Source organism: Bradyrhizobium sp. HKCCYLS20291, from assembly GCF_051167715.1.
Lineage (GTDB): Bacteria > Pseudomonadota > Alphaproteobacteria > Rhizobiales > Xanthobacteraceae > Bradyrhizobium.
The window spans coordinates 1-24,771 of record NZ_JBNPTO010000017.1 but is presented as its reverse complement, the minus strand read 5'-3'; the positions used below and the strand labels follow the sequence as shown (position 1 = coordinate 24,771).

At 62.2% G+C, this 24,771-nt stretch carries 24 protein-coding genes, 1 tRNA gene and 3 pseudogenes; 13 read left to right on the top strand and 15 right to left on the bottom strand.

Going from position 1 to position 24,771, the window contains the following annotated elements; genetic code table 11:
* The first annotated feature begins 687 nt into the window (after window positions 1-687).
* Window positions 688-3,012, top strand: coding sequence for a patatin-like phospholipase family protein (locus ACQR07_RS29160; RefSeq protein WP_434905653.1), 2,325 nt, complete (start codon window positions 688-690; stop codon window positions 3,010-3,012).
* Window positions 3,013-3,081: 69 nt separating this feature from the next.
* On the opposite strand, the gene ACQR07_RS29155 is transcribed toward ACQR07_RS29160, so the two are convergent.
* From ACQR07_RS29155 to ACQR07_RS29130, 6 genes are all read right to left on the bottom strand, one after another.
* Window positions 3,082-3,399, bottom strand: coding sequence for a hypothetical protein (locus ACQR07_RS29155; RefSeq protein ID WP_434905529.1), 318 nt, complete (start codon window positions 3,397-3,399; stop codon window positions 3,082-3,084).
* 6 nt (window positions 3,400-3,405) lie between these two features.
* The gene (locus ACQR07_RS29150) at window positions 3,406-3,834 is read right to left on the bottom strand and encodes a hypothetical protein (RefSeq protein ID WP_434905528.1); all 429 of its coding nucleotides are present in this window, start codon (window positions 3,832-3,834) and stop codon (window positions 3,406-3,408) included.
* A 60-nt stretch (window positions 3,835-3,894) separates the two neighbouring features.
* Window positions 3,895-4,023, bottom strand: coding sequence for a hypothetical protein (locus tag ACQR07_RS29145; protein WP_434905527.1), 129 nt, complete (start codon window positions 4,021-4,023; stop codon window positions 3,895-3,897).
* A 28-nt stretch (window positions 4,024-4,051) separates the two neighbouring features.
* Window positions 4,052-5,359, bottom strand: a complete 1,308-nt coding sequence (locus ACQR07_RS29140) for a TIR domain-containing protein (RefSeq protein ID WP_434905526.1) — start codon at window positions 5,357-5,359, stop codon at window positions 4,052-4,054.
* Between the two features lie 119 nt (window positions 5,360-5,478).
* Window positions 5,479-5,661, bottom strand: a complete 183-nt coding sequence (locus ACQR07_RS29135) for a hypothetical protein (protein ID WP_434905525.1) — start codon at window positions 5,659-5,661, stop codon at window positions 5,479-5,481.
* Window positions 5,658-6,569, bottom strand: a complete 912-nt coding sequence (locus ACQR07_RS29130; RefSeq protein WP_434905524.1) for a hypothetical protein — start codon at window positions 6,567-6,569, stop codon at window positions 5,658-5,660. The genes ACQR07_RS29135 and ACQR07_RS29130 overlap by 4 nt, the downstream gene beginning before the upstream one ends.
* 15 nt (window positions 6,570-6,584) lie before the next feature.
* Between ACQR07_RS29130 and ACQR07_RS29125 the strand changes: the two genes are divergently transcribed.
* Window positions 6,585-7,484 carry a hypothetical protein gene (locus tag ACQR07_RS29125; RefSeq protein ID WP_434905523.1) on the top strand — a complete coding sequence of 300 codons (900 nt, stop codon included), beginning with the start codon at window positions 6,585-6,587 and terminating at the stop codon, window positions 7,482-7,484.
* A 26-nt stretch (window positions 7,485-7,510) separates the two neighbouring features.
* Window positions 7,511-7,678, top strand: coding sequence for a hypothetical protein (locus tag ACQR07_RS29120; RefSeq protein WP_434905522.1), 168 nt, complete (start codon window positions 7,511-7,513; stop codon window positions 7,676-7,678).
* Between the two features lie 204 nt (window positions 7,679-7,882).
* On the opposite strand, the gene ACQR07_RS29115 is transcribed toward ACQR07_RS29120, so the two are convergent.
* The gene (locus tag ACQR07_RS29115) at window positions 7,883-9,115 is read right to left on the bottom strand and encodes a type II toxin-antitoxin system HipA family toxin (RefSeq protein ID WP_434905521.1); all 1,233 of its coding nucleotides are present in this window, start codon (window positions 9,113-9,115) and stop codon (window positions 7,883-7,885) included.
* A complete protein-coding gene (locus tag ACQR07_RS29110; RefSeq protein WP_434905520.1) occupies window positions 9,115-9,486 on the bottom strand; it encodes a helix-turn-helix transcriptional regulator in 372 nt (123 codons plus the stop codon). Before ACQR07_RS29110 ends, ACQR07_RS29115 begins: the two co-directional genes overlap by 1 nt.
* A 203-nt stretch (window positions 9,487-9,689) precedes the next feature.
* Between ACQR07_RS29110 and ACQR07_RS29105 the strand changes: the two genes are divergently transcribed.
* Both ACQR07_RS29105 and ACQR07_RS29100 read left to right on the top strand, forming a co-directional pair.
* Window positions 9,690-10,130, top strand: a complete 441-nt coding sequence (locus ACQR07_RS29105; RefSeq protein ID WP_434905519.1) for a hypothetical protein — start codon at window positions 9,690-9,692, stop codon at window positions 10,128-10,130.
* Window positions 10,131-10,452: 322 nt separating this feature from the next.
* A pseudogene (locus ACQR07_RS29100) lies at window positions 10,453-10,923 on the top strand (SOS response-associated peptidase family protein); the annotation flags it as partial.
* Here the strand turns inward: ACQR07_RS29100 and ACQR07_RS29095 are convergent.
* Window positions 10,920-11,205, bottom strand: a pseudogene (locus ACQR07_RS29095) (efflux RND transporter permease subunit); the annotation flags it as partial. The pseudogenes ACQR07_RS29100 and ACQR07_RS29095 sit on opposite strands and share 4 nt — an antisense overlap.
* Before the next feature lie 10 nt (window positions 11,206-11,215).
* Between ACQR07_RS29095 and ACQR07_RS29090 the strand changes: the two are divergent.
* Window positions 11,216-11,566: pseudogene (locus tag ACQR07_RS29090) on the top strand (LysR substrate-binding domain-containing protein); the annotation flags it as partial.
* 136 nt (window positions 11,567-11,702) lie between these two features.
* On the opposite strand, the gene ACQR07_RS29085 reads toward ACQR07_RS29090, so the two are convergent.
* Both ACQR07_RS29085 and ACQR07_RS29080 read right to left on the bottom strand, forming a co-directional pair.
* Window positions 11,703-11,969, bottom strand: coding sequence for a conjugal transfer protein TraD (locus ACQR07_RS29085; protein WP_434905518.1), 267 nt, complete (start codon window positions 11,967-11,969; stop codon window positions 11,703-11,705).
* A gap of 1 nt (window position 11,970) precedes the next feature.
* On the bottom strand, window positions 11,971-12,297 hold the full coding sequence (locus ACQR07_RS29080) for a conjugal transfer protein TraD (RefSeq protein WP_434905517.1): 327 nt from the start codon (window positions 12,295-12,297) through the stop codon (window positions 11,971-11,973).
* Window positions 12,298-12,468: 171 nt separating this feature from the next.
* Between ACQR07_RS29080 and traA the strand changes: the two genes are divergently transcribed.
* From traA to ACQR07_RS29065, 3 genes are all read left to right on the top strand, one after another.
* On the top strand, window positions 12,469-15,480 hold the full coding sequence (traA, locus tag ACQR07_RS29075; RefSeq protein WP_434905516.1) for a Ti-type conjugative transfer relaxase TraA: 3,012 nt from the start codon (window positions 12,469-12,471) through the stop codon (window positions 15,478-15,480).
* Window positions 15,481-15,602: 122 nt separating this feature from the next.
* On the top strand, window positions 15,603-15,818 hold the full coding sequence (locus tag ACQR07_RS29070; RefSeq protein WP_434905515.1) for a helix-turn-helix transcriptional regulator: 216 nt from the start codon (window positions 15,603-15,605) through the stop codon (window positions 15,816-15,818).
* 950 nt (window positions 15,819-16,768) lie between these two features.
* Complete coding sequence (locus tag ACQR07_RS29065) at window positions 16,769-18,235, top strand: integrase repeat-containing protein (RefSeq protein ID WP_434905514.1); 1,467 nt, start codon at window positions 16,769-16,771, stop codon at window positions 18,233-18,235.
* Between the two features lie 297 nt (window positions 18,236-18,532).
* Here ACQR07_RS29065 and ACQR07_RS29060 read toward each other — a convergent pair whose 3' ends face one another.
* Window positions 18,533-18,769: a helix-turn-helix domain-containing protein gene (locus ACQR07_RS29060; RefSeq protein ID WP_434905513.1), complete on the bottom strand. Its 237-nt coding sequence runs from the start codon at window positions 18,767-18,769 to the stop codon at window positions 18,533-18,535.
* Between the two features lie 165 nt (window positions 18,770-18,934).
* Between ACQR07_RS29060 and ACQR07_RS29055 the strand changes: the two genes are divergently transcribed.
* A complete protein-coding gene (locus ACQR07_RS29055) occupies window positions 18,935-19,432 on the top strand; it encodes a hypothetical protein (protein ID WP_434905512.1) in 498 nt (165 codons plus the stop codon).
* A 287-nt stretch (window positions 19,433-19,719) separates the two neighbouring features.
* Here the strand turns inward: ACQR07_RS29055 and ACQR07_RS29050 are convergent, their stop codons facing one another.
* The 3 genes from ACQR07_RS29050 to ACQR07_RS29040 form a co-directional block, all read right to left on the bottom strand.
* Window positions 19,720-20,955 (bottom strand): tyrosine-type recombinase/integrase, encoded by a 1,236-nt coding sequence (locus ACQR07_RS29050; protein WP_434905511.1) that lies wholly within the window; start codon window positions 20,953-20,955, stop codon window positions 19,720-19,722.
* 161 nt (window positions 20,956-21,116) lie between these two features.
* A tRNA-Ser gene (locus ACQR07_RS29045) sits at window positions 21,117-21,206 on the bottom strand.
* A gap of 465 nt (window positions 21,207-21,671) precedes the next feature.
* The gene (locus ACQR07_RS29040) at window positions 21,672-22,796 is read right to left on the bottom strand and encodes an ROK family protein (RefSeq protein ID WP_434905510.1); all 1,125 of its coding nucleotides are present in this window, start codon (window positions 22,794-22,796) and stop codon (window positions 21,672-21,674) included.
* Between the two features lie 362 nt (window positions 22,797-23,158).
* Here ACQR07_RS29040 and rplU point away from each other — a divergent pair, with 362 nt between their 5' ends.
* The 3 genes from rplU (at window position 23,159) to ACQR07_RS29025 (ending at window position 24,671) form a co-directional block, all read left to right on the top strand.
* Entirely contained in the window at window positions 23,159-23,542 is a 384-nt protein-coding gene (gene rplU / locus ACQR07_RS29035) for a 50S ribosomal protein L21 (protein ID WP_035648644.1), read from the top strand.
* 132 nt (window positions 23,543-23,674) lie between these two features.
* Window positions 23,675-23,944, top strand: a complete 270-nt coding sequence (gene rpmA / locus ACQR07_RS29030) for a 50S ribosomal protein L27 (RefSeq protein ID WP_315715952.1) — start codon at window positions 23,675-23,677, stop codon at window positions 23,942-23,944.
* Window positions 23,945-24,083: 139 nt separating this feature from the next.
* A complete protein-coding gene (locus tag ACQR07_RS29025) occupies window positions 24,084-24,671 on the top strand; it encodes a GNAT family N-acetyltransferase (protein WP_434905509.1) in 588 nt (195 codons plus the stop codon).
* The last annotated feature ends 100 nt before the right edge of the window (window positions 24,672-24,771 follow it).

Genomic DNA, 24,771 nt, shown 5'->3' with positions numbered 1-24,771 from the left:
GGGACGGCGGCCGCCCGCACTCGTCTCCGATTCCGCCCGAAGCGCTGAAGATCATGATGAAGTATCATGCGCTTTCCGGCGGCAAGTCGAAGTGGACGTTCACGGGGGACGGGATCCCGGCAAGCACGTCACGCAGTCCGCGCTAAATCTGGCGATGTACCGCCTCCAGCGGTCGCGTCTACGACCACACCGTGAAGCAGGAGCCCGCGCGCAAAGGAAAGCCGGGCCCCAAACCGCGTCTCAGAAAGGAGCGCCTCGATCTCTTCGCGCTCTACGGCATCGAGCGATGGACGCTGCACGACTATCGGCGGACGCTCACCAACTCAACTATCTCGACGACAGACGCCTGGGCGCTCGGCGAGGGCGATCCTCGCCCACAAGACCTCGAACGGAAAAACGAAGGAGCGCGAGCGACTTGCACCGTGACCGAGCAGCACTACAGCCGGCCGCAAAGGATCGATCTGGAGGCCGAGGGATGGCGCTTTGGGTCGAGGCGTTGCTGGCTGCGTATGCGAGGGAAAGCCGGAAATTCCGCGACTTGCGGAAGATGCAGCGCGTCGCCTCGTGATCGGCGCCGGAAAACGAATTCCAAGGAACTTCGAGCCGACAGAACTGGCGTCACAGGCGTAGTATCGGATAGAGTCGAACGGACGAACCGTTCGGCAGATCGACCCACGTGTGACCGCGATGCCCGGAACACCCATTATTCAAGATCACGCCGGCGATTCGCGATATCTCCGCGCGATACGCTCCGCGTGGGGCGCGATCGCTGGTGCGACCTCCCCGTTCTTCAAAATGTGGCCGGTCAGTCTAACGATCGCTACCTTGGCCTTCTGCTTCCTGATCCCGGGCCTGGCGAACGACCAAGTCACGGAGGCCCTTTTCAGTTACGTAAGGTACGGCGACCGGATCGAAATTTCCTGGGCCCGCTATGCGCTCTCATTGTGCGCGGCCGCGGCACTGTCAGTCGTTCTCAGGACCAACTCCCGGAATCTGCTGCGGACCGCCGGTCGTCCCGTCCCGCCTCGATACGGGCGTTTTCTGAGCATCGTCATCGGCGCCTCGCCACTCCTTCTCATCGCGTTCGCGTTCGTCCGCCTTCACGGCCAACTGGCCCCGCTGTCCGACCCTTTCATCGGACTCGCCGCGGGTCTCGTCGCCTTCTATCTCGCTCAAACGCGTTTCGGGATACTGACCCGTTGGCTGCCAAATTTATCTCCGGTCCCGAGAGCCGTCGTCGCCGTCCTGCAAGCGAGAGTCGCCGCGTGGGGCGCGCTGGCGTTCATCTCGTCGGCCTTCCTGCTTTCGACGCGGGATTCGAGCTTCGGCCTACCGTTCAGCTTGATTTCGGTCGCGCAATCCTTGGGGCCGGTGAACATCTTTCTGCTTTCATGCTGTATCTGGACGTCGATCGTGTCCGACGTCGTGATACTCGCGCGGCGGGGCCGCATCCGGCCGGTCGCCGCGCTCGCGGTGGCCGCGCTGGTGGTCGCGTTCGGGTGGCTGGATCTCAACGACAACCACTCGATCCGCCGAAGTCCCGAAGTCAACATGCCGACGCTGGAATTCGAGGACGAATTCGCACCGTGGTTGGCGGACAGACCGGACCGCAAAGAGTACGACGTCTATCCCGTCATACTCGTTTCGGCGGAGGGCGGCGGAATCCGCGCGGCGTACTTCACGGCGATGGTGCTCGCCCGCCTGGTCGACGCCTGCCCGGGCATGGCACAGCACATCTACGGCATCAGCGGTGTATCTGGAGGTTCGGTCGGCGCAGCCGTCTTTGCGGCCGCGATGAAGGTGGATCCGCCGGACACGGCGGAGAAGCGTTGCGAATTCGCCAACGTCGGCCAGGATCACTATCAGAACAAGGTCGCCGCCGTCCTTTCGCAGGATCACTTATCGCCTTTGCTGGCGAAATTGCTTTTCGTCGAAACGGTCCAGCAGTTTCTGCCGTTTCCGATATCGCGCTTCGACCGTCAGCTCGGGCTCGAGTACAGTCTCGAGAGATCCTTTCTTGAGACCTTCGGCAAGGACACGCTCGCGGAGCCGCTTTACGCGCTGAGGCCTTCGAAAGACACGCCCAGCCTTCCCAATCTTTTCCTCAACGCGACGAGGGCCAGGGACGGCCGACGCCTCATCATGAGCCCTTCTTTCGTCAAGGCATTTCCGCACGGCGGCTTCGACGACTGGCATGCCATCGATTACAGGAACGGTCCGCCGCTGAGCGCCGCGGCGGGCACCAGCGCGCGATTTCCCTTCATCTCGCCGCCGGGATCGTTCACTGACCTAGACGTCAAGTTCGGCCCCGACGGCACCGTTATTCCGAAACCCGAATACAAAGGTAGAAAGGACCAGTACGTCGACGGCGGATACTTCGACAATTCCGGCACTCCCACGCTCGTCGAGGTCTACAGGCATCTTCAACAGATCAGGACCGACAAGGACGCCGAAGAAATATACGATCAGCGCTTCTCGGTCCTCACCATTCACATCGGCAACGCTCCGTATTGCGGCAGTTCCGGCGACGACGCCAGTCCGGTTTGCAAGCGGCAAGACGGGTACGCGAACCACTCGGGTCTAGTGAGCGACTTCCTGACCGCGCTCGAAACGGTCATGTCCGTCCGTGACTTCCGCGTCGAATACGGGCTGAACGACCTGAAGATCCAGGTGTCGGAAGAGATCTCCCGGTCGAATTTGAAGTCAAGCAGCATTCCGCCCGGAGTGAGCGACGAGGAAATCCATCGGATGATCGAGGAGTCCGCGAAAAAGAGCGTAGTGACGGAGCCATACATTTTCGACCGATACACGACAGTCCAAATGGCGGACCGCGGCATCCCAGTTCCGTTAGGCTGGCTCCTATCCCGTCGCGCGGTCGACGAACTCCGGTTGCAACTCAATCCCCGCGAAGAGAGCCTGTGCAACAGAGGCTTCCAGCGAGAAAAGGCAAGGGTCTACGCGCGCTGCGACCTCGATGAGATTCTCGACGCTTTTCGCCAGCACGGAAAGTAGTCGGCACATTCCGCGGCGAGCGGCCTAAGGGAAGCGGTGCACCCGCGATCTCCGGACGCGGCGCCCCGCTCATTCGTCCTTCTGCTCTCGCCCGCAGGTGTGACACGTATCGGCGCCGCGATACTCGTCCACACTGATGACGTCGCCTTCGCAGCCTTCAATACGGCACGGACGCCGCTCCACTTCGTAATCTTCGTCGCACATCAGACAGTGCAGCGTTTGGCCGTCCGCTCCCTTGAGGGGGGCGGTCTTGCACCGGTCGGTATCGACTGCGTAGAAGCGCGTCGACGCTTCGCGGATGCACCGATGGCAGAGATACCGTCCCGTCGTCTCGCCGATGCAGAACAGCTTCTTGAAGGCGCTCTTCCCGATCCGTGCGAACGTCATCGGCAACTAGTCCATGACCTCGGACGCGGCCGCGTTGTACTTTCCGTCGTGCAGGAACGCGGCTCCCGTGCAGGAGGCGAAATTCGCGCGATCGGCCAGCCACGACCGATCGCTCCAGAGCTCGATATGTTGGCGGATCAGTAGATCCAACAAGTCTTCGGGCTTCAAGGTCTGGCCGGCCTGTCCGAGGTGGGGGAACTTGTTTCTGAGGACCCGGAGCTCGTTGTAGTAGCCGATGTAGCCGTCGCTCAAGGGATACGGACACAGCGAGTTCACGGCGGCGGGAAGATCGACCGCATCGAGAGCCCGGAACTCGGAGAAGTCGATGTCGCGGAGCTTGGCGCTGAATCTCGGCTCGCTTCCAAGCAGGAGCATATACGGGCTGGCGGCGCATATCATCGCTTTCAGCGCGAGCTCGTTCGACTGCTGGATCACGGAGCACACCGCCTGGAGCTCGGGCTGGTATCCTTCGAGGTATTCCGACCACTCCTGCGATCAATCGATGCCGTACTCGAATACGGTGTCGAAATCCGTTCGGATCGCGATCAGGGAAGACCAGGCCGGGAAATAAAGCCTACGGGCCGCTTCGTTCAGACTCTCCGGCATCGGAAGATTGACGATCATGCGCCAGCCGACCGATCCGGTGCCATGCTCAGCCGTTCAGCTTCGCTTCGAGCATCTCGGCGATCCGGTCGATGCCTACCGCGACGTCGACGTACCCGACGTTCGAAGGCAGTCCGTCAAGTTGGGTATCATCGACCTTCACGGGCAGGATATATTCGTCTCCCTTCTGCTCCAGCGCCTTCGCCTGCGCGCTCCGCAGCTCATGGATCGTCCACTTGCGGTCCCTGTATTCCTTCGAGACGAACACGACGCAAAACTTCGCCTTCTTGCCGTAGATCTCGTCGAGGAACGCCGTGAGGTTCTTGCCCCACAGATGCTCCGCGTAGAAATAGTCGTAGAATACGGCGATTCCGGCTGCGCGCAGCTTCTCCGCGAGCTGTTCGGCCAAGGCGCGCTCGGTGCCGGCGAAGGAGATCGCTACGTCGAAGCTCGACGGCATCGCCGCGTCGAACGCCATCTTCGGATTCGGACGCGCCCGCTTCTTGTCGGTCGGCAGGCCGATCTGGCGTACGATGTCGTTGCGCTGCCGCTGGGCGGGCCTTGCGATCGGCAAGAACGTGAGGCCGGCGCGCTCGGCCGCGGCGTTGGCCGCGAGCAGGCCCTCGATGGCCTGCGAGAAGCGCGTGGCATGCGCATCGAAGGACTGGTGAGCGAAATCGACGTTGCCGTCGAAGGGATTGTCGGCCTCGAAGAGCCTGAGCGTCCTATAGTGGCACGGCTCGAACCCCGCCTCCGGACAGTCGCGATACGTCTCGAGGCCGAGATAGGCGAAGACAGTCGAGACCTCGGACGAGAGCGGCGGATGGCGCGGAATATAATGGGTGACGAATCCCTTTTCCCTCCCGGTGTTCACGAAGGTGAAGACGTAACGGAAGCTGTCGTCTTCGGTGGTCTTCAAGGTCTTGCCGTCGACGACCATGTGACCGTCGCCGGACAGAGGCTGGCGGTAGGCCCGCGCCCGGTCGGATAGCTGCCGGCGGAAGGGCAGCCAGAACCCGCACGACTCGAAGTCGCCGGTCGCCTTCTCGAGGCGGACGAAGCCGTCGTTGAACGCCGTCGCGAAGTTACCGAGATCGTATCCTTCGGGCACTTCCCTGCTGAAGCATTGCAGCCCGCCGGTGAACTTGCAGCCGGCGTTCTCCGCGAACCCGAGCAGTTGCAGCCATTCGCGCGTCTGGACGCCGGCGGTCGAGAACGAAGTCGGGTTGACATGCAGCGTGAGGGCAACGTCGTCCTTGCCCGACTGCAGCCGCACGACAGCGACCGCGATGCGCCCGGCGTTCACGCGTTCGACGACGTCCGAACGCAACGCGGTGTGAAGGTCTCTGCTTGGCACCGAATCTCCCGGCACAAGATACCCGGGGGGCAGATAACACAGGGCATCCCCTTCCGGCAAATTCTCGAATGGTACCGGGTACGATCGCCAAAGGCGCCGCACACGGAACGACCGGAGCTTCAGAAACCGAAAGGAGAGCCGTCCACCGTCGAATATCTCACGTTGACCACGTCTAGCATCGTCCAGTCGACATAGGACACGATGCTCACTCCGTCGGTGCCGACGAACGTTTCCCGGTTCAGGATCCCGATATTGCGGTTGTCTTCGCCGTCGTCCTTCTGCATCGACGGCTTGTAGATCACGGCGTTGCATCCGAAGTAGATCTTGAGGTACTCCGCCACGATCTGGGGCGCGCGATGTATTCGCGCTGACGTTCGTGGGGACGCACCGGCCGGGAGATCTCGTCCTGCATCTGCGTGATGTAGTCGTAGCGGCTGTGGTCGTAGAAGTGCCTACGGTCGGCGGACCGTTGCTCGAAAACCGTGAAGTCGAAGACCTTCAAGGGCACGCGGGTCTCGACGCGCCCGACCGCGACGGAGTCGCCGATGCCGGGCCTGAGTTCGGTCACCGCGATCGAGCGGGCAAATGTTGCGTAGAGCACGGGAATGAATTCCACGTTCATTCTCCTGGATGGGGTCCGCGCCGACGGCGGCGGTCCCAATAAGGACGCTCCGTCCGCCTGCAGCGTCTCCTCCGTCAGATTCCCGTCTATCAGCCGGGCACGAAACAGCATCTGTCCCGCCGCCAGTTCGTACGGCGGCTTGACCGGACCTTGACCGTATTCCACCGGCTCGCCGAACAGTTCGTCCAGCTTGTCCTTGATGCCGAAGAAACGGGAGGAAAACTTCACCTGCGAGCAGAACTCGCTCCATTCGAACGCATCCCTGTTCGCGAACCCGTACTCGTCCTGGTCGGCCTTCTCCCTGGTGCGGGCGATCTCGATCGGTTCGAAGTTGTAGGCGTCGCTGTAGTAAGGCTCGGCGCTGTCCCTGATGTCGCGATGGGACACGTCGGGCAGAGCGTCGATCACCACCCGAAGCACGTCCTCCGAACAACCTAGTTCTTCCAAGAAGATGTCTTCGTACGACTGTCGCTCCGTGCCGTGATAGACGCGGTCGCTATCCGGATCGACGTCGATCGTGTCAGCGTCCGGCTGATATTTCTCCCGAGACCAACGATCGGCCTCCTCGGCCAGCTCGTCGACGGTCATGCCGAGTTCCGAAACGTGCTCGTGGTCGAAGTCGCGCCTTCGAGCCCGACAGTTTCCAGCCAGTCCCGCAAGACGCCCCGACCCGACGTTCCTACGACGCTCCAGACCTTGATGGGCCGTCTCGACGATTGGCTCCGGATGCACCCGAACAGGCCGACGGTGACGAATCCGAAGCTTCCGAGCGAGGATTTCTCGCCGCTCTTCGGCACCGACGATCAGTATTCAAACTTCCGCACAGTGATCGCGCGCTACCGGAAATGGATCGACGAGGCTCATGCGACCGAGGGGCGGCAGGAAAGCATCGCGGCCTGGCAAAAAGTGTTCGGCGACGAATTCGGCAAGGCCAGCATCATCAAGGTGGCGGCCGACGCCGCCGCAGATGGCTTCGCGAGGGTCCACGGCCTGCTCTCCTCGACGGCCGCCCATCTCAACGAACTGGTGGACGAGGTCAAGAAGTACGGCATCTCGGCCTGCCGCTCGACTTCTCCCGCCCGCCCCACATCCGACAGGCGACATGGCGATAGGCGCCGTTTCTCGCGTCGGTCCGTCGCCGGTCACCGCATCGACGCATCCGCCGTCGAATCCTTCGTGCAGGACGCGGTCATCGTGATCGCGCACAATCGACCGGAAATTCGCCGAACGGTTCTGGTCCGTGTTCGAGCACAAGGCATGGGCTGCTCGACGACCGAAGTGGAGTGGCGCCGTCATGGATTCGCGGGTGCTCAACTCGGATACCTGCTGAACGGCGCCGGCTTCTTTCAGCATGCGCACAGGGCCGGCGACGACTGTCACGCCTCGTCGAGATCCTTTCCATCGAACTGGCGCCCGCGGGCGCGCCGGCGCTTGCGGTCCTGCTGGAGCAGGCCCGAAAAAGGACCATCCGGGTCTGGGCCGAACAGTCGCCCTTCGAACTGAAGGACGTACTGAAGCGGCGCGGCTACATGTGGAGCGACGGCAGCAATGGAAGACCGCGGTGGTGGTACATCGACGTCGGCGAGACGGCGGCGGAAAGCGAGATCGCCTTCCTGAGAACGGAAATCTTCCTGCGCGATGTCGAGCCGCGGCTGCAGACAATGACGGCCTTCACGCGCTTTTCCTGCCGTCTCTGAGCCGCCGGCGGCGAGGGTCGACACGCAGGAGCTCGCCGTGCGCATCTACGACCTGTCGCCAGCGACGGGACGCGCCACGTTATCTCCCGTCCGGACCATCGAGCCGTCGTCGGTCTCGCACGGCGTCCCGCTACTGTCGAAATCCGATCACATAACTGGTCATATATGTCCAGTTTATCCATGATAATGGACGTATAGGACCAATTATAGAGCTTTTGCGATCTCGGATTCGCCGTGGTCGAAGGCGGCTTCGTAGTCGCGCAATCGTGCCCCGCTCACGCCGGCCTGGCGGAAAGCCTCGCGCCATCCATCGGATACCCGTCGAGCCGTTTCTCGGATGATCTTCCGCGCGTCGGCCTCGGGAATTTCGAAGAACTCGCATGCTTCGAGGGCGAGCTTGATCGACCGGTCATGCGCGCCGCCTTCCATGATCGCCGTCTCCAGATGCGGATCGCGATCGGGTGCGGGATTCACGTCGAACATCGGCGAGAGGCCCCAGCGTCCCGAACCGACGTACAGAAATCCGTGGTTCTTCAGATGATCGTCCTTGTTCGAGACGAGTATGGTGAAGACCATTCGCCTGTAGAGCTCTTGGAAATCTGCCTTCGGCTCGGCAGCGGACGTCCTCATGAAATCGATGATCTCCGTGTACGAACCGAGTTCCGTGCCCGTCTTTCCTAGCGCCGTCCTTGCGGAGATGTAGGGAATACGCGCGCGTCCGCGTCGATCGAAACGTTGGACGAGCGCGACAGGAAACTGCGTGTCGGCGAGCTCCAACCTGACTTCGGGAACGCGGATACCGCACGACTTCGCGAGCCTCAGCGTCGCGACTTCGACCTGTTCGATCGGGTGCTGGTCGTGGACGGACGTGAACTTGGCGAGCCAGAGAATGTCGCCGTCGCGGACGTTGGCTTTGGGCCGAGCCCCGCCCGAAGCGCCCGCGCCCGCGAGAGCACGTATCTGCTCGGCCGCCAATTCCTTGCCTTGTTCGTAGGCGCGTGCGAGCGCCGTGATCGATTGCAGATCGAGCAGGCGCGGTACCGCCTCGTCGGCCTTTCCGGTGATGAGCTTTCCATGTTCGTCGATGAAGCGTAAGGCGCCTTGCCTGCACGTATCGTCCGACAGGGTCAGATATTCGAACTCCGAAAGACCCTTGCCGTAGGCGCGTTCGAGCAGTCTGCGCCCCCAGCTGTCGGGCGCAGCGTCCGAGAACGCCCCGGCGAGTGCCTCACGCGGTTCTCCGGATTGCGACGACGCATGGTAAGGCCCACCGTCGAAGGGCATGTTCGGCTGCAGCGCGAAAGCGCGGGCATCCTTCGACCAGGTTGGATCGTAGGCGAAGACCGAAAACTGGCGAGGACCGGTCTTCGTGAAGCGCAGCTCGCCCACTCGCGTCAGAGCCTGGCCAAGGACGACCCGGGCGTAGTATTCGCTCATCAAAAGGCCACCCCATTGGGATCTACATCGTCGGGGTCGTCCTTATCATCCGTCGGCTTCCGCCTTCGCACGGAGGCCGCGAACGATCGACCCCGCTGCGGCGTCCGTTCGGAACTCAGCGCCAGACCCAGATCGTCCTTTCGGACGTCGACCAGGTCGGCCAATTTCTCGACGAGTCCCAGAGAAACGAGGACGTTCGCGAGCGTACCTACGGCGACCTTAGGATCGCCCTTCTCCAGCCTTTGGATAGTCTTCGCCGACGTACCGGCGCGCTCAGCCAGATCGGTCACTGCGATCCGGCGACTCAGCCGGGCCGACCGGAGGTCGTGACCCAAACGCTCCAGCGCTGCGTTGGATTTAGGCGAGCTCATGATAACTACCCATAAATGACCGACTAAATCGATTTATAGGTCATATATGACTAGTTGATTGAATCCACAAGAGTGCAGTTAAGATCTTATCTATACCGATCCGATCCGGTTGGCTCGATCCGAGACGCGATGGATTTGACTCGACTTATGTTCTCTATATGTTCTAATTGGGCATGGCTTCAGAGAGACCAGCGAGTTGGCGAATGCCGAGCCCAAAACAGATGGAAAACATGCCTACCGGCGCCGCGGTCGACACAAACGGCCGCCTAGCGGCCGCGGTGGGTCCTGGGGAGCAGATGCCGCCGGAATACTTGGACGCCGTCCTGAGGGACGTCAGCGCCGACGTGAGACAGGTCGGCCGCCCGATCCAGTCCCGCAAGGTGTCTCAGATCGGCCGGCACGTGCTGCGGGTCGCGTGCAACCGCAGCGGCCGCATTGTGGAAATCCAGAAGGCCGACGCCGTCAGGCTCTTCGGTCCGGACGCGGCCTGGAAAGACGTCGGGCAACGCCTGCTCGACGCAACCTGCCAGCAACGGACCGGGCGGCACGAAGAGGACGGCTGCTGGCCTTCGTTCAATCGAGCGCCGGCGAATGGCGCCGAAGCATCATCCCGCTCCCTTCAGCAGCGGCAACCGCAAGGCTAGGCGGCGACATCGACATCGCCACGTGGTCACGTTCGCCGACGACCTTCGTCCACGCCTCCGCTGCGGCAAATGTGCTAAGGTCGGGCGACGCCGCCACAACCGGCATTTCGGGCGCGGCACAATCCGTCCGGGCCGTGATTGTAGTTGAGGAGGCACATCCGCGATCATGTCCGCACCGCCGAATCCGGAGAAGATGACGCTGTAAGCGGACGCCCGCAGGCGGCGCCTTCTGCACTCGCAAAACGATCTGCAGCAGGCCCTGAGCGCGTGCGAAGTCCTCTACGACTGCGACGAGGATGCGAGCTACTCCACAGCCCAGCCGGTCGACTTTAAGGAATTGCTGCGGATGGAGCCGGACGGCGGCACGACCAACATCAGAAACGCGAAGAGCAAACACTGGGCACGATGGCTGGCTCCAGAGCACCGCTGTGTCGTGCCGTTCAACTCCTACAGCGAGTTCAACAGGCCGTAAGGCGGCGACGTCTGGTTTGCGCTCAATGACGCTCGTCCCCTCGCCTGCTTCGCAGGTATCTGGACGAACTGGACGTCGGTCCGGAAGGTGAAAGAAGGCGAGACGACCAACGACCTCTACGCCTTCCTGACGACGGAGCCGAACGCGGAAGTCGGCGCCATTCATCCGAAGGCGATGCCCGTGATCCTGACGACGCCCGACGAGGTGGAAGCCTGGATGACAGTGCCGCCCAGCAAGGCGCTGAAGCTGCAGCGGCCTCTCCCGGACGGGTCGCTCAGGATCGTCGCACGCGGCGTCAAGGAAGACTCCGCCGGACCTTAATTCATCGAAGTCGATACGGGCGCGGACCCAGAGGAGAGACGGCCGTTCCATGCGCGCAGCGCCTCCGCCAACCGACGGATGACGACATCGAACACCGGTGTAAAAAGCAGACCGAAGGCGGTGACGCCCAACATCCCGAAGAACACGGTCGTCCCGATCGCGTGCCGCAACTCCGCGCCGCGCCTTTTTTTGTCATCAGCGGGACCACGCCGAGAACGAAGGCCAGCGAATCATGAGGATCGGCCTGAGCCGTAGCCGGCACGCGTGCACGACGGCGTCGATGACGCTCACCGGCTTCAGCAACATCGTCGAGGACGGCTTCGATGCGGGCGTCCGCCTCGGCGAGAGCGTCGAGAATGACATGATCGCGGTGCGCATCGGTCCGGACTGGCGATTGGTCGCGGTCGCGTCCGCCGGGTATCTCAAGGCGCACCCGAAGCCGAAGCACCCGCGGAACCTGCTGAAGCACATTTGCATAAAGCGCCGGGAGGCCGCTGGCGGGCACTACGTATGGGAGTTCGGCAAAAACGGCTTCGAGGTCAGGGTGCGGATCGACCGGCAGGTGACGTTCAACGATTCCCCCGCGATGATCGACGCCGCCGTGCAGGGCTCTCGTATCGCGTCCGTCCCGGAGGACATGGTGGTGCCGCTGACCGTGCAGCGCAAGCGAAGTTGCGGCCGCTGCGTCGCCCCCCGGAAAAGCGAGAGCTGCGTCAATACCTGCACGCTCGAACGTCGCTACGAAGGTCGTTGCTCTGTTCAGATGCTGTTGTAGCATATTATCGACGAACCGTCGGACCAGTCGGATCCACCTTTGTGTGACTCGCCGAAGCCGCCTCAAACGCTTGCGTCCCCTTTGCCACCCACAGCGCCCGCGCCCGTTCGCCTTGATCGCTTTGGAGCTTATCGGCCATCCAAAGCAGCGCGCCGAAGATGATTGCGCGATCATTGCCCGTCAGTTCGATGATCCCGGCTTTCACGACGAGACCACCCAGTTCGATAAGGTGCCGCGTGCGCTTGCGGCGCTCGGCCTGCCAGGTGCGCATGTCACGTCGAGCTCTTGTGGCTTGATACCGATTGCGCTCCGCTCGGGCGCGGAGGAGCGCTGCCCAGGTTGCGGTCAGTTGCTGGCGCATTTCGCCGCGCCCGGCTTTGAAAGAACATGGCCCCGCGTTTGGCCCATGCCTCCCTCTTTCCGGCCTCTTTCGTCTCTACAAGCACGATCAGCGCACCCGCCAATTCTTCAGCGGTGAGCGCGTCCGCTCCGGTGGCGATGACCAATTCGCCGAGATGTCGCACCTTGCGGGTTTTCAGTCCGCGCGCCTTGTCTTCGAGGGCCTTCAGATCCGCGTCAAAGTCTCGTGGTTTGCGCATCGTCGACTCCGTGAGTGTTGATGGTGAAATGATAGCTTGGCACCCTGCACAATGCTGTAAGGTCGTCAGGACGGCTTGGGACGCGGTAGTCCCTCCCGAGATTTTTTCGAGGGAGGGCGCGCTTATACGTCGTGCCGACGTGGGCTTCGCTGTGTAGATGCTCTGATCGCGATGGCGATCTATCATCTTCACGTCAAGGTCATCGGCCGCAAGGCCGGGAGCAGCGCGGTGGCCTCGGCGGCCTACCGCTCAGGGGCGCGGCTGCGCGACGAGCGGCTCGGCCGTGATCAGGATTTTTCCGGAAAGCGCGGCGTCGTCCATTCCGAGGTGATGCTGCCAGAGAATTCGCCGGAAGCCTGGCGCGACCGGGAGCGGCTATGGAACGATGTCGAAGCGGTCGAAGTCCGCAAGGACGCGCAGCTGGCCCGTGAGGTCGAGTTCGCCATTCCGCGCGAGCTGACTGAGGCGCAGGGGATCGCGCTGGCCCGCGACTTCGTTCGGGGCGAGTTCGTCGGTCTCGGCATGATCGCCGACCTCAATGTGCATTGGGACAGGGGTGAGGACGGCATGCCCAAGCCCCATGCCCATGTCATGCTGACCATGCGCGCCGTCGACGAGAACGGGTTTGGCCAGAAGGTCCGAGACTGGAACCGCACCGAGCTGGTTGAGCGCTGGCGCCACCGCTGGGCCGAGCTCGCCAACGAGCGGCTGGCCGAGCTCGACATCGACGCGCGGATCGATCATCGCAGTCTGGAAACCCAGGGCATTGCGCTCGAGCCGCAAAACCAGATCGGCGCCCCTGCGAAGCGCATCGAGGTTCGGGGCATCGCAGGCGAAGGGGCTGAGGCCGACCGCGCCGAGATGCACCGCGAGATCGCCCGCAACAATGGCGCGCGGATCATCGCCGATCCCTCCCTTGGACTGGACGCCATCACCCAACAGCAATCGACGTTCACACGCCGGGACTTGGCAAAGTTCGCGCATCGGCACAGTGACGGGCTCGACCAGTTCAACCAAGTAGTGGGCGCGATGAAGGGAGCGCCCGATCTGGTCGAACTCGGCAGGGACGTCCGAGGCGAGGATCGGTTCACCACCCGCGGAATGATCGAGGCAGAACGGCGCCTGCATCGCGCTTCCGAGCTGCTGGCGGACCGGGATCGCCATGAGGTCCGCGACGCGGACCGCAAGGCCGCTTTGGCGCGTGCCGAAGCGCGCGGCTTGGTCTTGTCGTCCGAACAGGCCGAGGCACTGGCGCTCGTCGCAGGCGGACGCGATCTGGGCGTCGTGGTCGGCCATGCCGGAACGGGAAAGAGCGCGATGCTGGGGGTGGCGCGAGAGGCCTGGGAAGCGGTGGGTCTCGAGGTGCGGGGCGTGGCGCTGTCCGGCATTGCCGCTGAAAATCTTCAGAGTGGATCGGGCATTGCGTCGCGAACGATCGCCAGCTTGGAGCATGGCTGGGAACAAGGCCGTGATCTGCTCAAATCGGGCGATGTGCTGGTGATTGACGAAGCCGGCATGGTCGGCACGCGCCAGCTCGAACGCGTGCTGTCCCATGCTGCCGAGGCGGGCGCAAAGGTGGTGCTGGTCGGCGATACGCAACAGCTGCAGGCGATCGAAGCGGGCGCGGCATTCCGGTCGATCCATGAGCGTCACGGCGGGGCGGAAATCGGTGACGTGCGCCGTCAGCGCCAGGATTGGCAGCGCGACGCCACGCGCGATCTGGCGACCGGCAGAGTGGCCCATGCGCTCGGGGCGTACCGCGCCCACGGTATGGTGCACGAGGCCGAGGGGCGCCAGCAGGCTCGCGACAATCTGATCGAGCGCTGGGATCGTGACCGGCAGGCGTCACCGGACCGGAGCCGGATCATCCTGACCCACACCAACGACGAGGTCCAAGCGCTGAACGAGGCAGCGCGCGGACGGATGCGGGCTGCCGGCGATCTCGGCGATGAGGTGCATGTGACGGTCGAGCGCGGCGGGAGAAAGTTCGCCAGCGGGGATCGTGTCATGTTCCTGCAGAACGAGCGCAGCCTTGGCGTCAAGAACGGCACGCTCGGGACGATCGAGCAGGTCAGCGCGCAATCGATGACCGTGCAGACCGACGATGGCCGGTCCGTGCGCTTCGAGTTTAAGTATTACGACCGGATCGACCATGGCTATGCCGCGACGATCCACAAGGCCCAGGGCGTGACAGTCGACCGCGTCCACGTCCTGGCGACGCCCGGCATGGATGGCCACAGCAGCTATGTCGCCCTGTCGCGGCACCGCGACGGGGTGGAGCTGCATTATGGCCGTGACGATTTTGCCAATGCGGACCGGCTCACCCGCGCCCTGTCGCGCGATCGCGCCAAGGACATGGCGTCGGATTACGACCGTGCCGATCCGGTCCAGAGCTATGCCGAGCGGCGCGGGATCACGTTCCGCGAGCGCATGGCCGAGATCGTGCGCAAGATCGTGCCGGAAAAGCTGCGCGACATGTTCGATGGCCTTCGCTCGCCTGCAGATGCCCCCGGGCCGGATAGCGGACGCAAGCCCGAGCGGGCATCCCCGGAAAGGGAGACGAGCGACACGGCAGCAGAGCGGCGCGCAGCCGAGGTGCCGGCAAGGAACGTGGCGCAAGATCCTGAAACGGAAGCGCGTCGCGTCCGGACCCGGGCGCTCGTGCACCATGCCCGCGCCGTGAATGCGATCTTCGCTGCGCAGGGAACGAACGGTGAGGCCAACCCTGCGCAGGTTGAAGCGCTGCAGAAGGCCCGCCAGGCCTTCGAAGAGGTACGGCCCTTTGGTCCGCACGACGCCGAAGCCGCCTACAGGAAGAAACCGGAACTGGCGCGCGAAGCGGCTGGCGGCCAGGTTAGCCGCGCAGTCCGAGCGCTCCAGCTCGAGACCGAACTGCGCATCGATCCGAGCCGCCGCGCCGATCGTTTCGTGGAGCGCTGGCAGAAGCTCGATCATACCAGCCAGCGCCAGTATCAGGCCGGTGACATGTCCGGCTACAAGGCAACGCGCTTGGCGATGGGCGATATGGCCAAAAGCCTCGAACGGGATCCGCAGCTCGAATCCATCCTCGCCAGCCGCAAGAACGACCTCGGCATCGCCTTCGAGTCGGGCCGCCGGCTTGGCCAGGATTTGGCCTTCGCACATGGCATCGATCTAGGCAGAGGCCGGGGCATCGGAATTTGACCCATCCTGTTTGCCGCCGACTCTACGCCACACCTGCCAGCGTACAAGGCCCCCCTTGTCCGCCTCTTGGCCTGTCTGGTCTCAGACGGCGTCAGAAACAGTCAACCAGAGGCATCGGGGCCATGCGCGAACCAGACCGCATCATCCGGTTAGGGACCGTCCTCGCCAGGACCGGACTGTCCCGATCCACCATCTACCGCAAGATCGCAGAGGGCACTTTCCCGGCTCCGCTGAAAATCAGCGTCAACGGGTCCGGCTGGCATGAATCCGAAATCAACCGGTGGATCGCAGATCCGGTCGGATGGCGTCCGATAGGCGGGTTCAATGAGGTCAGCTGATGTCGGCAGGTGCGGTCTTCGGCGTCGAGCGGCACATCCTTTGCCGCTGATAGCCCTGGGCACGCCGGCCGCAGAACGGTTAAGCCGGCTGGCTGCTCGGCTTCGGCTTGACGGCCTAACGCCGCTCGAACTAGGTCGCCCCAAGCAGACATCGACTATCTTAGGGGCGCTGCGGCGCTTTCACCATCGCCGGACCGCTTCGGCCGCTTGACTTTCACGCGCGAAGGGTGAGCCCGTTCAGTGACTCACGAACGAGCAGTCGCCGTACGCTCGAGGCGCCAAAACTGCCAACAAGATGCAGATTGGTGCAGCGGCAGAAGGCCCTCGCGCCGCCCCAGACCTGATCCCGATCGACTGGACAGCAACAGGGTAACGTTATTGAGCCGGACAGACCGACGACGCAGGCCAACCGGTTTCACGCCCGATTCGCTTGGGACGCACGGACACCGTCGGCGCTAACCGGCTTGTGGGATGACGGTCCTACCACGTTAGCTCAACTTTAGCTCGAAACGTGGCGCCCTGTACTTCCTTGGCAAGCGCTCCGAGACCGCGAACGCCCAAGCGCCTGCCTCGGACGTTAAGACGAGAGAGACCGCTTCAAGCCAACTCTTGCAAGAAGACCCATCAATAGCGATTCTGCGAGTCGTGCGACTGGTCTAATTACATTAACTCGAACGTAGCATGGCTGCCGTGACTGAGAAGAAAAGAGATCGATCCAGAAAAGCTTGGCTGCCTTTTGAGAAAGCTCGAGCATGGGCTCGGACTCAAGGCCTAGCCTCGGAGGCGGATTGGCGAAAGCGACGCCAGCTCGGCTTGCCCGCCGGCATTCCTACAAACCCAAACAGAACTTACACTGATTGGAACGGCTGGCCAGACTTCTTGGGCAATCGCGTCTCAAAGTTCACCCCCGAACATTTCGCAGTTTGGCGAGTGCCCAAGAATGGGCGCGAGTGAACCGAATTACCTCGCTTGAGGAGTGGCGTAACGCCTGCGCGAGAAACGACGTACCCCTCGACATTCCAAGATCCCCGTGGCGAACCTACAAAGAGTGGATTTCGTTTCCCCATTTTCTTGGCCAAGATGAACGTAAGTCAAGAAACAGAGTATGGCGTACCTATGATGAAGCAAGTCAATGGGCGATGGAAACAGGAATTTTGGATAGCTCCGACTGGTCTGCGGCTTCGCAGCTCGGGACAATTCCGATTGACATCCCAACGAACCCAAGCGTCGTCTACCGAGGAAAGGGTTGGAAAGGGTGGCCTGCGTTCCTCGGACGTGCCGTTAGGGGAGGATCTTCTATTGTTGAGGATGTCATCGCACACGAGCTTTCGCAATTCGCAGTAGTTGACCAGCATGTAAGGTCTATAGCCCTCGGAGGCGGAGCTCGTAAACGGGTTGATATTGTCTTGAGCGATCTCGCTCTCATCATCGAATATGATGGAGCTTACTGGCACAGCAAGACCGTCGACAAGGACAAGCGGGACAACGAAGCCTTAGCTGCTGCTGGGTGGAAAGTACTGCGAATACGGGAGATTCCACTTCAGACTTTAAGCGATCACGATGTTGTTGTAGATGCGGGCTGGCCACTCATTCGGAAAACATCGCTGCTGCTTCGGCGGCTGCACGCAAATGGCATGTTGCCAAATGTCTCTACCGGAGCAATAGACAAGTACGAGTCTGCCGGACGGCTGTACGCTGCTTCGACGGAATTGGCCAGAGTTGTAGGTTGGCGCAGCTATGCCGATGCCAAGAACTGGGTTCAAGCAAAGGGAGTAGACTCCGAATCCGCTTGGCGCAAACTTCGACGTTCTGGGACCTTACCTCGTGACATTCCTTCCACTCCCGAGGCTGTATATGCAGTTGAGTGGCAAGGTTGGGGTGAATTCTTGGGGACCGGCCGCACCGCCGCTCGCGCGGAATTTGTTCATTACGATACTGCAAAAGATTGGGCAAGCCGATCCGGGATCCGGCAGGCTCGCGAATGGATCAGAGCCAGCAAGGCCGGCTTACTGCCTCCCGAAGTGCCGGGCGCTCCAGATTCCGTCTACGCCGAGCTATGGGAAGGCTGGGGAATATTTCTCGGCGTAAGCGATGATCCGAAGCGTCGTCGAAGTTGGCTACCGTTTGACGAAGCGCGAGTCTGGGCTCGCGAACTAGCGAAAACCAAAGGTGTTGATAGTGAGGTCCTTTGGAGAAGATTCAGAAAGTCGGAAACGTTACCTGCTAATATCCCAAGGTCTCCTCAATACGTCTACAGAGACCAATGGGTTAGTTGGGGAGATTTCTTCGGGACTGGAAATGGGGTGGGAGGCGCTGCGCGATGGCGCAAAGAGCGAGCGAGGAACGCAAATTCCGAGCAACCAATCTTGAAGAATGAGCGCGCGGCGGAGTCGAAATCTAAGCGATCTGGCCCTTGAGCGCTTGCATCGTCTTTGATCGCGCTTACGGTTCGCGCTATCAAACGCAAGCCTCCATAGTGTGCGTGGCTCTTCTAGCTGCGCAGACGTACCCGTTCGGCCCTTTCGCCTATTATAGGCGCCAGCGAGGACTCGACGACTGCTCGTGAAAAAAGCTGGTCACGTGCCCTGCCCAACTCTACAGCCGATACAGGTTTATTTCAGGGAAGGAGCGCGGGGGCGGCCATGAAGCCGTCGCAGCCCAACGCTCTTAACTGCAAAAGTGTATCGAGTCTTAGCAAAAGTCGCCCACAGGGCTTACTTGCGACTCAGCTTCCTGACCACGTCAACAGGGTCGAAGCCCAGGATCTTACCTAGCTCGATGAGCTCGACGACATCTATTCGACGCTGTCCAGATTCCATGTGGGTCACCCAGGACTGGTAGACGCCCATCCTTTCTGCCAAGTCGACCTGTCTTAGCCCCGCAGCCTTTCTGTGCTCGACCAGCATGGCGGCAAGCCTTTTCTGTAGGGGTGATGTCACCGTTTTGGGCATCCTGGCCTCCCGAGGGGGCCAGAGACATAAAACGACTTTTCAGATACCGATAAATTCGGTATTCTACGGGATCATCTCTATTTCCTCCCGGAGCTTTCAATGCGAAAGCCAAGAGCTGAAAACCAGTATCCAGGGCGAATAGGTAACTTACCGTCGGGGTAGGCAATGGATCACAGCAACTCTTCGAGAGCGGCAGAATCGAATGCTCGGAATGAACTTCCACTGGATCAAACAGCCGAAGCTGAGCAGCTTGATGCGGATTTTGCGCTTGTCCAATTAGACACAACTTTTATCACGCTGTTGTCGGAGATTTCCGCGTTAGAGTCGTGGCACGTTGATGGTCGAGAGCCCCGAGACGCGGAGAACCTCCGCTCGGACGGCACCAGTCGAACGCAAAAGATCGAATCGGTGCTCGCTAACTTGGCCCCCATTGAGCTGGCAATCATGCATACGCCGGCGCGGACGATCGTGGGCCTCGGCATAAAGGCTCGCCATGCAGCGCACGTTGTGTCAGAGCATTGGGACGTGCCTATTGAGCAAATGGAATGGGATGCCCGAGCCGTTCGGCTCCTGATTGAAGCGATTTGCAAATTAGCCGACGTGCGGTTGCCATTTCCAATGACGCGTGCGGCGCCTGAATCTCCGCGAACTCCAAGTTTGTGACGTCGGTCGCGCGAAAGCGATTCGTCGCCCGGAATCTACGCTCTTCGGAAACGATCGAGACCGCGAGCATCCACTAAACGGGTGAATGCGAGTCGGCGGACTAGGCTCCTTACCCTGAGCACTTGTTCAAGGTCCCGATGACGAGCTTCATCGCGTCGCTGCGCGTAAGATGTGCCGGCCCAGCGTTTGCCCAGCGCAATGAACTGCTAAGACTGGAGATCTACCCTGCGAGCAACTCTCGGGAGGCCGTCGAGGCGAATGCGCGGCCAAATAAGCGAGCGGACATTTCAGGCGCGAAGCGAAATGATCTTTTCGTCCGCGCCTCCGTTTGAGGCGCAAAATGTTGCCCAATCGGCCATCAAAGATTTTCGCTTCTCGAACAAGTCACCTCGGCGGTAAGCGGCCTCGACCTTGCTGCCGATCGTATGAGCGAGTGCCATCTCGACCACTTCATTCGGATAGTTCGTGCGCTCGGCGGCCCAATCTCGGAAGGTCGAGCGAAAGCCGTGCGCCGTCAGATCCGATCGTTCCATGCGGTCCAGCAACGCCAACATGGCCATATTGCTGAGCGGCTTGTCGCGCTTGCCACCCGGAAACAGATGCGCCCCGCTCTGCTCCTTGCGCAGCGTATCGATGATGGCGAGCGCCGCTGCCGACAACGGAACGCGGTGTTCCTTAGAGGATTTCATGCGCCCGGCCGGCACTGTCCAGATCGCGTCCCTGATTTCCTCCGGTCGCGCACCGATCACCTCGCCAGTGCGGGCCGCCGTGAGGATTAAGAACTGGAGCGCCCTCGCCGCGACGCCATCTTGTGCCCGCAAGGCGGCCATGAATGCGGGTAGCTCATCGTATGGCAGGGCCGCGTGGTGCTTGACCCTGCGCACTTTGGCACGTGCCGGCAGTAGCTTGTCGAGATGGCCGCGCCACCGAGCCGGATTTTCACCCTGGCGAAAGCCCCGTACGGTCGCCCAATCGAGCACCGCTTCAATTCGACCGCGCAGCCGCGAGGCCGTTTCCGGCTTCTTTGACCACAACGGCTCGATGATTTTCATAACCAGCGCGGTGTCGATACCGTGAACTGAGAGAGAACCAATCACAGGGTCAGCATAGGTTTTCAGCGTCGAGCTCCATTGCGCCGCGTGCTTGGCATTGCGCCAGCCGGCGCTGTGAGCCGCCAGATACTGCTTAGTGCACTCCTTGAAGGTCAGCGCGGCGGCGACCTCTAGGGCAACCTGCGCGCGCTGCGCTCGGCGCGCCTCTATTGGATCGATGCCTTCGTAGACCTGCCGTCGACATTCGGCTGCCTTCGCCCGCGCTTCGCCCAGCCCAAAAATCAAGAAGGAACCAAGGCCCATTTCGCGGGAGCGGCCGCGAAGGGTGAAACGAAAGATCCAGGATTTGGCGGGGGTGTTTTCGCCGTCGCCTGTGACCTGCAGATAGAGGCCAGCGCCATCGGCGTACATGCCGGGCTTCCTAACCTTCGCCACGCTCAGTGCCGTCAGGCGGCCCACAAGATGCGCCATCTTTGCCTCGCAGCCTTACCCACGATGCTACCCACATCCTGCACGCGTTTACCCACGTTTTGGAGCGAGCTCGCGCGGACGCTTGCGAGCATCAAACGCCAAAATTGCGGCTATTTTTCAGGTAGTTGACGGACGGCAGCGAACAGATGCGAACGCTAGGCTGGCGGAGAGGGAGGGATTCGAACCCCCGATAGGCTTGCACCTATGCCGCATTTCGAGTGCGGTGCATTCAACCACTCTGCCACCTCTCCAGGCGCAAATCAGGGGCAGGCCCTGTGGTCGGGGCGTGTTCTAGGGCACCGCTGCGGGGGTGACAAGGCGGGGTTTGCGATATTTCCCACCGAAATGCGGCGCATGATCGGGAGACGCGGGGGAATGCGATCGCGGCTGTGCGCGTGAGCCCCAGATAGGTGGGACCGCCGTACGCTGACACATACCGGCGGTCCCTTGTCGCTGCATCTTGGGGAAACCGACGGAAGAGACGGGGGTCAATCCGGCCGGCCTGAGCGACGCGGATGACCCTGCGGCATCATGGCATGCACTGCAACGCAAACCGTTTCTTAACCTAACCGGTCAAGGTTACTGGGACTGGTCGATCCAATTGGTTGTACGAGGGTTTTTCGCACCTGTCGCAGCCGGATCGGGCCGCGGAGGTGTCATACTGCAGCGCAGCAATACCCCGATACGCGCGCGCCGGGACCATCCCGGACGACGGCTCAATCCTTCTTCTTTTTCGCGGCCTTCTTGTCGTCGCCCTTCTTATCCTCATCCTTGCGGCCGTTGTCCTTGCGGCGGTTGGTGAAGCGGGCATTGCCGAGCCCGGTGCCGATCGTGAGCACGCCCCAGCGCTCGAATTCCTGCATGAACGGCACCTCGGAGAGGCCCTGCACGACGCCGTCATTGTGCATCAGCACCGCGGTGTCGTGATCGCCGATCATCGGGATCGCCTCGACCAGGCTGGCCGGCAGGTTGAACTTGCTGCTCTCCCAATTGCCCGGCAGGTTCTGGGCGCCCTTCTCGATCGAGCCGTCCTCGTTGATCACGCCGGGACAGGCGATGCCGATAAAGGGCGCCAGCCTGAGCCCCTCGGTGTCGGCCTCCTCGATCAGGCCCTTCAGCATCTTGGCGAGCCGCTTGACCGCGCCCTCGCGTGTCGGCTCGTCATCGGCGTGACGCCACAGCTCGGACTTCCACACCGAGGCCTTGGAGAGATCCGGCGACTTCTTCCAGCAGGTCTCGACCACGCCGCAGCGGATGTTGGTGCCGCCGATGTCGACGGCGAGGATGCTGTCATGGGCCTCGAAGATCCACGACGGCGCCAGATGCAGCGCGCCGATCAGCCCTGCATCGTCGGGATGGTAGCGGATCGGCTCCAGCTCGACGCCGAATCCCTCGTCCTTGAGGATGATCTCGGTGCGGGCGATCGCGAGCTCGCCAAGCCGGGAATCGCGAAACCCGCCGCCGACCACGATGCATTCGGTCTTGCCCCAGGCCTTGGTGCGCAGGAACCGGCGGGTGACGTGGGCGAGTTCCTGGGCGAACTCCTCGATTGCGGAGTGCACGACGGCCGAGGCCTCGGTGTCGTCGCCGACCAGGATGGCGTCCAGCACCTTCTTGCTGATGGTCTCGCTGTCCTCGTCGCCGAACGGATCCTTGCCGGACTTGCGCAGCGGCTTGCGCCAGCGCTCCAGGATCTTGCGGAACGCACCCTTGGAGGCGCGATCGCCGAGAAAGCCGTCCTCGTCCTTGAGCTCGATGTTGAAGCTGTCGATCTCGACCGACGGCAGCCGCGCGGCGCCGTGACGGGCAATGCCCGTGGTGGTCATGACGTCGTCGGCCATGTCGTCCTGCTCCGTGTGTGGGGGAGACAACAGCGGACGGAACGGATGGTTCGGGGGGAAGAGGGCGAATAGCGAGTAGCGAATAGGGGAAAGTAGGAGCCAAGCCCGCCGGACCCTATTCGCTACTCGCCATTCGCCCCTTTCCCTTGACTCCCCGACCCCGGCGGCTATAACCCCGCGATCGACCGGCGCGAGCTTCTCGCGCCGATTGTCGTTGCGCGTATCGGACGGGCCTCGATGCCCGGGACACGCCGACGCCGGCCCCGATCGGGCCGGACCTCATGAACCATAACGACTGAACAAGAAGCCGACCCGGGGCCATCTGGCTTCGAGGCCGGGATCGAACACGAAGGATGAGAACGATGTTCGCAGTCATCAAAACCGGCGGCAAGCAATACCGCGTCGCCCCGGATGATGTGCTCGAGATTGGCAAGATCGACGGTGAACCCGGCACGATCGTGCAGCTGAACGAGGTGCTGGTGGTCGGCGGTGACACGCCGGTGCTGGGCATTCCCGCGGTGGCCGGTGCGTCCGTCGCCGTCGAGGTGCTGGACCACAAGCGCGGCCCCAAGGTCATCGCGTTCAAGAAGCGCCGCCGCAAGAATTCCCGCCGCAAGCGCGGCTACCGGGACGAGCTGACGCTGATCCGCGTCTCCGAGATCCTGACCGACAACGCCAAGCCGACCAAGGGCCCGCGCCCGAAGAAGGCCAAGGCGGAAGCCCCGGCGGCCGACGCCGCCGAGTAAGCATGCCGGCGCGATGACCGCGCCGCATCGGCTTGAACCCTCATCGCGCGGATTTTTCGTCCGCGCCCAGCAATTGTGAATGATCCCTTGGCGGAATCGCGCTAAAGGTGATCTTGAGATCGGAGACGAGCGATGGCTCATAAAAAGGCAGGCGGTTCATCCCGCAACGGACGCGACTCCAAGGGCAAGCGCCTCGGCATCAAGGCGTTCGGCGGCGAGCGCGTGATTCCCGGCAACATCATTGCGCGTCAGCGCGGCACGACCTGGCATCCCGGCCTTAACGTCGGCATGGGCACGGATCATACGATCTTCGCGAAAATCGACGGCGTCGTCGAATTTCATGCCCGCGCCAACCGCACGTTCATTTCGGTGCGTCCGGTAGCCGCTGAGGCTGCTGAATAGCGGTGGAACAACATATGTCCGCCGGGTCCTGTTGAACCGGCGGAGCGCAAGATGGCTCCAAGGGGAGGCGGGACAACCGGCCTCCCCTTTTCATTTTCGCTGATCCCAAGCTGATCCCGAAGCGTCGACGGAGCCCGACATGCTGCAGGACATCACGACTCCCACCTTGCGCGAGGCGAGACCTTGCGTCCTCGAGACCCCCCGGCTGACCTTGCGTCCGCCGGAGCTCGCGGACGTGACTGCGATGGCCCGGATCGCCAATGACCGCGCTATTGCCGAGAACACCCGCCGCCTGCCGCATCCCTATTCTGAGGTCGACGCCGCCCGCTTCGTGCGATCGCTGGAGCAGAGTGACGAGACGGTGTTCCTGATCGCGCACCTGGATGCGCCGATCGGCATGATCAGCATCAACCGCCCCGCCTCAGGCCGCGCCGAGCTCGGCTACTGGCTTGGCGTCGAATATTGGGGCCGCGGCTTCGGCACCGAGGCCGCGCGGGCCGCGATCGACTATTTCTTCGAGACCAGCGAGGACAATGTGCTGATCGGGCACGCCCGGGTCAGCAATCCCGGTTCGCGCAACATCCTCGAAAAGTGCGGCTTCCAATGGACCGGCGTCGAGCTGCACCGCTTCGAGGTGATCGGCTCGTCGGCGCCCGTCGACGCCTTCCGCCTGACCCGCGGCGTGTGGGCCTCGCTGAAGGCGTGGACCAATGCGGGGCGGCGGTAGGCTACGGGTTTCACCCTCCCCTGGAGGGCAGGGCTATCGCACGTGAGCGAGGAGTTCGAAAAAGAAGTCATCGCTCCAACCGGCGCGCTTGAGCTTGAGA

What these genes read in the sequence shown, in the direction of transcription:
- ACQR07_RS29160 (WP_434905653.1), top strand. Translation starts at nt 688, where the DNA reads ATGCCCGGAACACCCATTATTCAAGATCACGCCGGCGATTCGCGATAT.
- ACQR07_RS29155 (WP_434905529.1), bottom strand. Translation starts at nt 3,399, where the DNA reads ATGACGTTCGCACGGATCGGGAAGAGCGCCTTCAAGAAGCTGTTCTGC.
- ACQR07_RS29145 (WP_434905527.1), bottom strand. Translation starts at nt 4,023, where the DNA reads ATGATCGTCAATCTTCCGATGCCGGAGAGTCTGAACGAAGCGGCCCGT.
- ACQR07_RS29130 (WP_434905524.1), bottom strand. Translation starts at nt 6,569, where the DNA reads ATGACCGTCGACGAGCTGGCCGAGGAGGCCGATCGTTGGTCTCGGGAG.
- ACQR07_RS29120 (WP_434905522.1), top strand. Translation starts at nt 7,511, where the DNA reads ATGTGGAGCGACGGCAGCAATGGAAGACCGCGGTGGTGGTACATCGAC.
- ACQR07_RS29115 (WP_434905521.1), bottom strand. Translation starts at nt 9,115, where the DNA reads ATGAGCGAATACTACGCCCGGGTCGTCCTTGGCCAGGCTCTGACGCGA.
- ACQR07_RS29110 (WP_434905520.1), bottom strand. Translation starts at nt 9,486, where the DNA reads ATGAGCTCGCCTAAATCCAACGCAGCGCTGGAGCGTTTGGGTCACGAC.
- ACQR07_RS29105 (WP_434905519.1), top strand. Translation starts at nt 9,690, where the DNA reads ATGCCGAGCCCAAAACAGATGGAAAACATGCCTACCGGCGCCGCGGTC.
- ACQR07_RS29085 (WP_434905518.1), bottom strand. Translation starts at nt 11,969, where the DNA reads ATGCGCACCTGGCAGGCCGAGCGCCGCAAGCGCACGCGGCACCTTATC.
- ACQR07_RS29080 (WP_434905517.1), bottom strand. Translation starts at nt 12,297, where the DNA reads ATGCGCAAACCACGAGACTTTGACGCGGATCTGAAGGCCCTCGAAGAC.
- traA (WP_434905516.1), top strand. Translation starts at nt 12,469, where the DNA reads ATGGCGATCTATCATCTTCACGTCAAGGTCATCGGCCGCAAGGCCGGG.
- ACQR07_RS29070 (WP_434905515.1), top strand. Translation starts at nt 15,603, where the DNA reads ATGCGCGAACCAGACCGCATCATCCGGTTAGGGACCGTCCTCGCCAGG.
- ACQR07_RS29060 (WP_434905513.1), bottom strand. Translation starts at nt 18,769, where the DNA reads ATGCCCAAAACGGTGACATCACCCCTACAGAAAAGGCTTGCCGCCATG.
- ACQR07_RS29055 (WP_434905512.1), top strand. Translation starts at nt 18,935, where the DNA reads ATGGATCACAGCAACTCTTCGAGAGCGGCAGAATCGAATGCTCGGAAT.
- ACQR07_RS29050 (WP_434905511.1), bottom strand. Translation starts at nt 20,955, where the DNA reads ATGGCGCATCTTGTGGGCCGCCTGACGGCACTGAGCGTGGCGAAGGTT.
- ACQR07_RS29040 (WP_434905510.1), bottom strand. Translation starts at nt 22,796, where the DNA reads ATGGCCGACGACGTCATGACCACCACGGGCATTGCCCGTCACGGCGCC.
- rplU (WP_035648644.1), top strand. Translation starts at nt 23,159, where the DNA reads ATGTTCGCAGTCATCAAAACCGGCGGCAAGCAATACCGCGTCGCCCCG.
- rpmA (WP_315715952.1), top strand. Translation starts at nt 23,675, where the DNA reads ATGGCTCATAAAAAGGCAGGCGGTTCATCCCGCAACGGACGCGACTCC.
- ACQR07_RS29025 (WP_434905509.1), top strand. Translation starts at nt 24,084, where the DNA reads ATGCTGCAGGACATCACGACTCCCACCTTGCGCGAGGCGAGACCTTGC.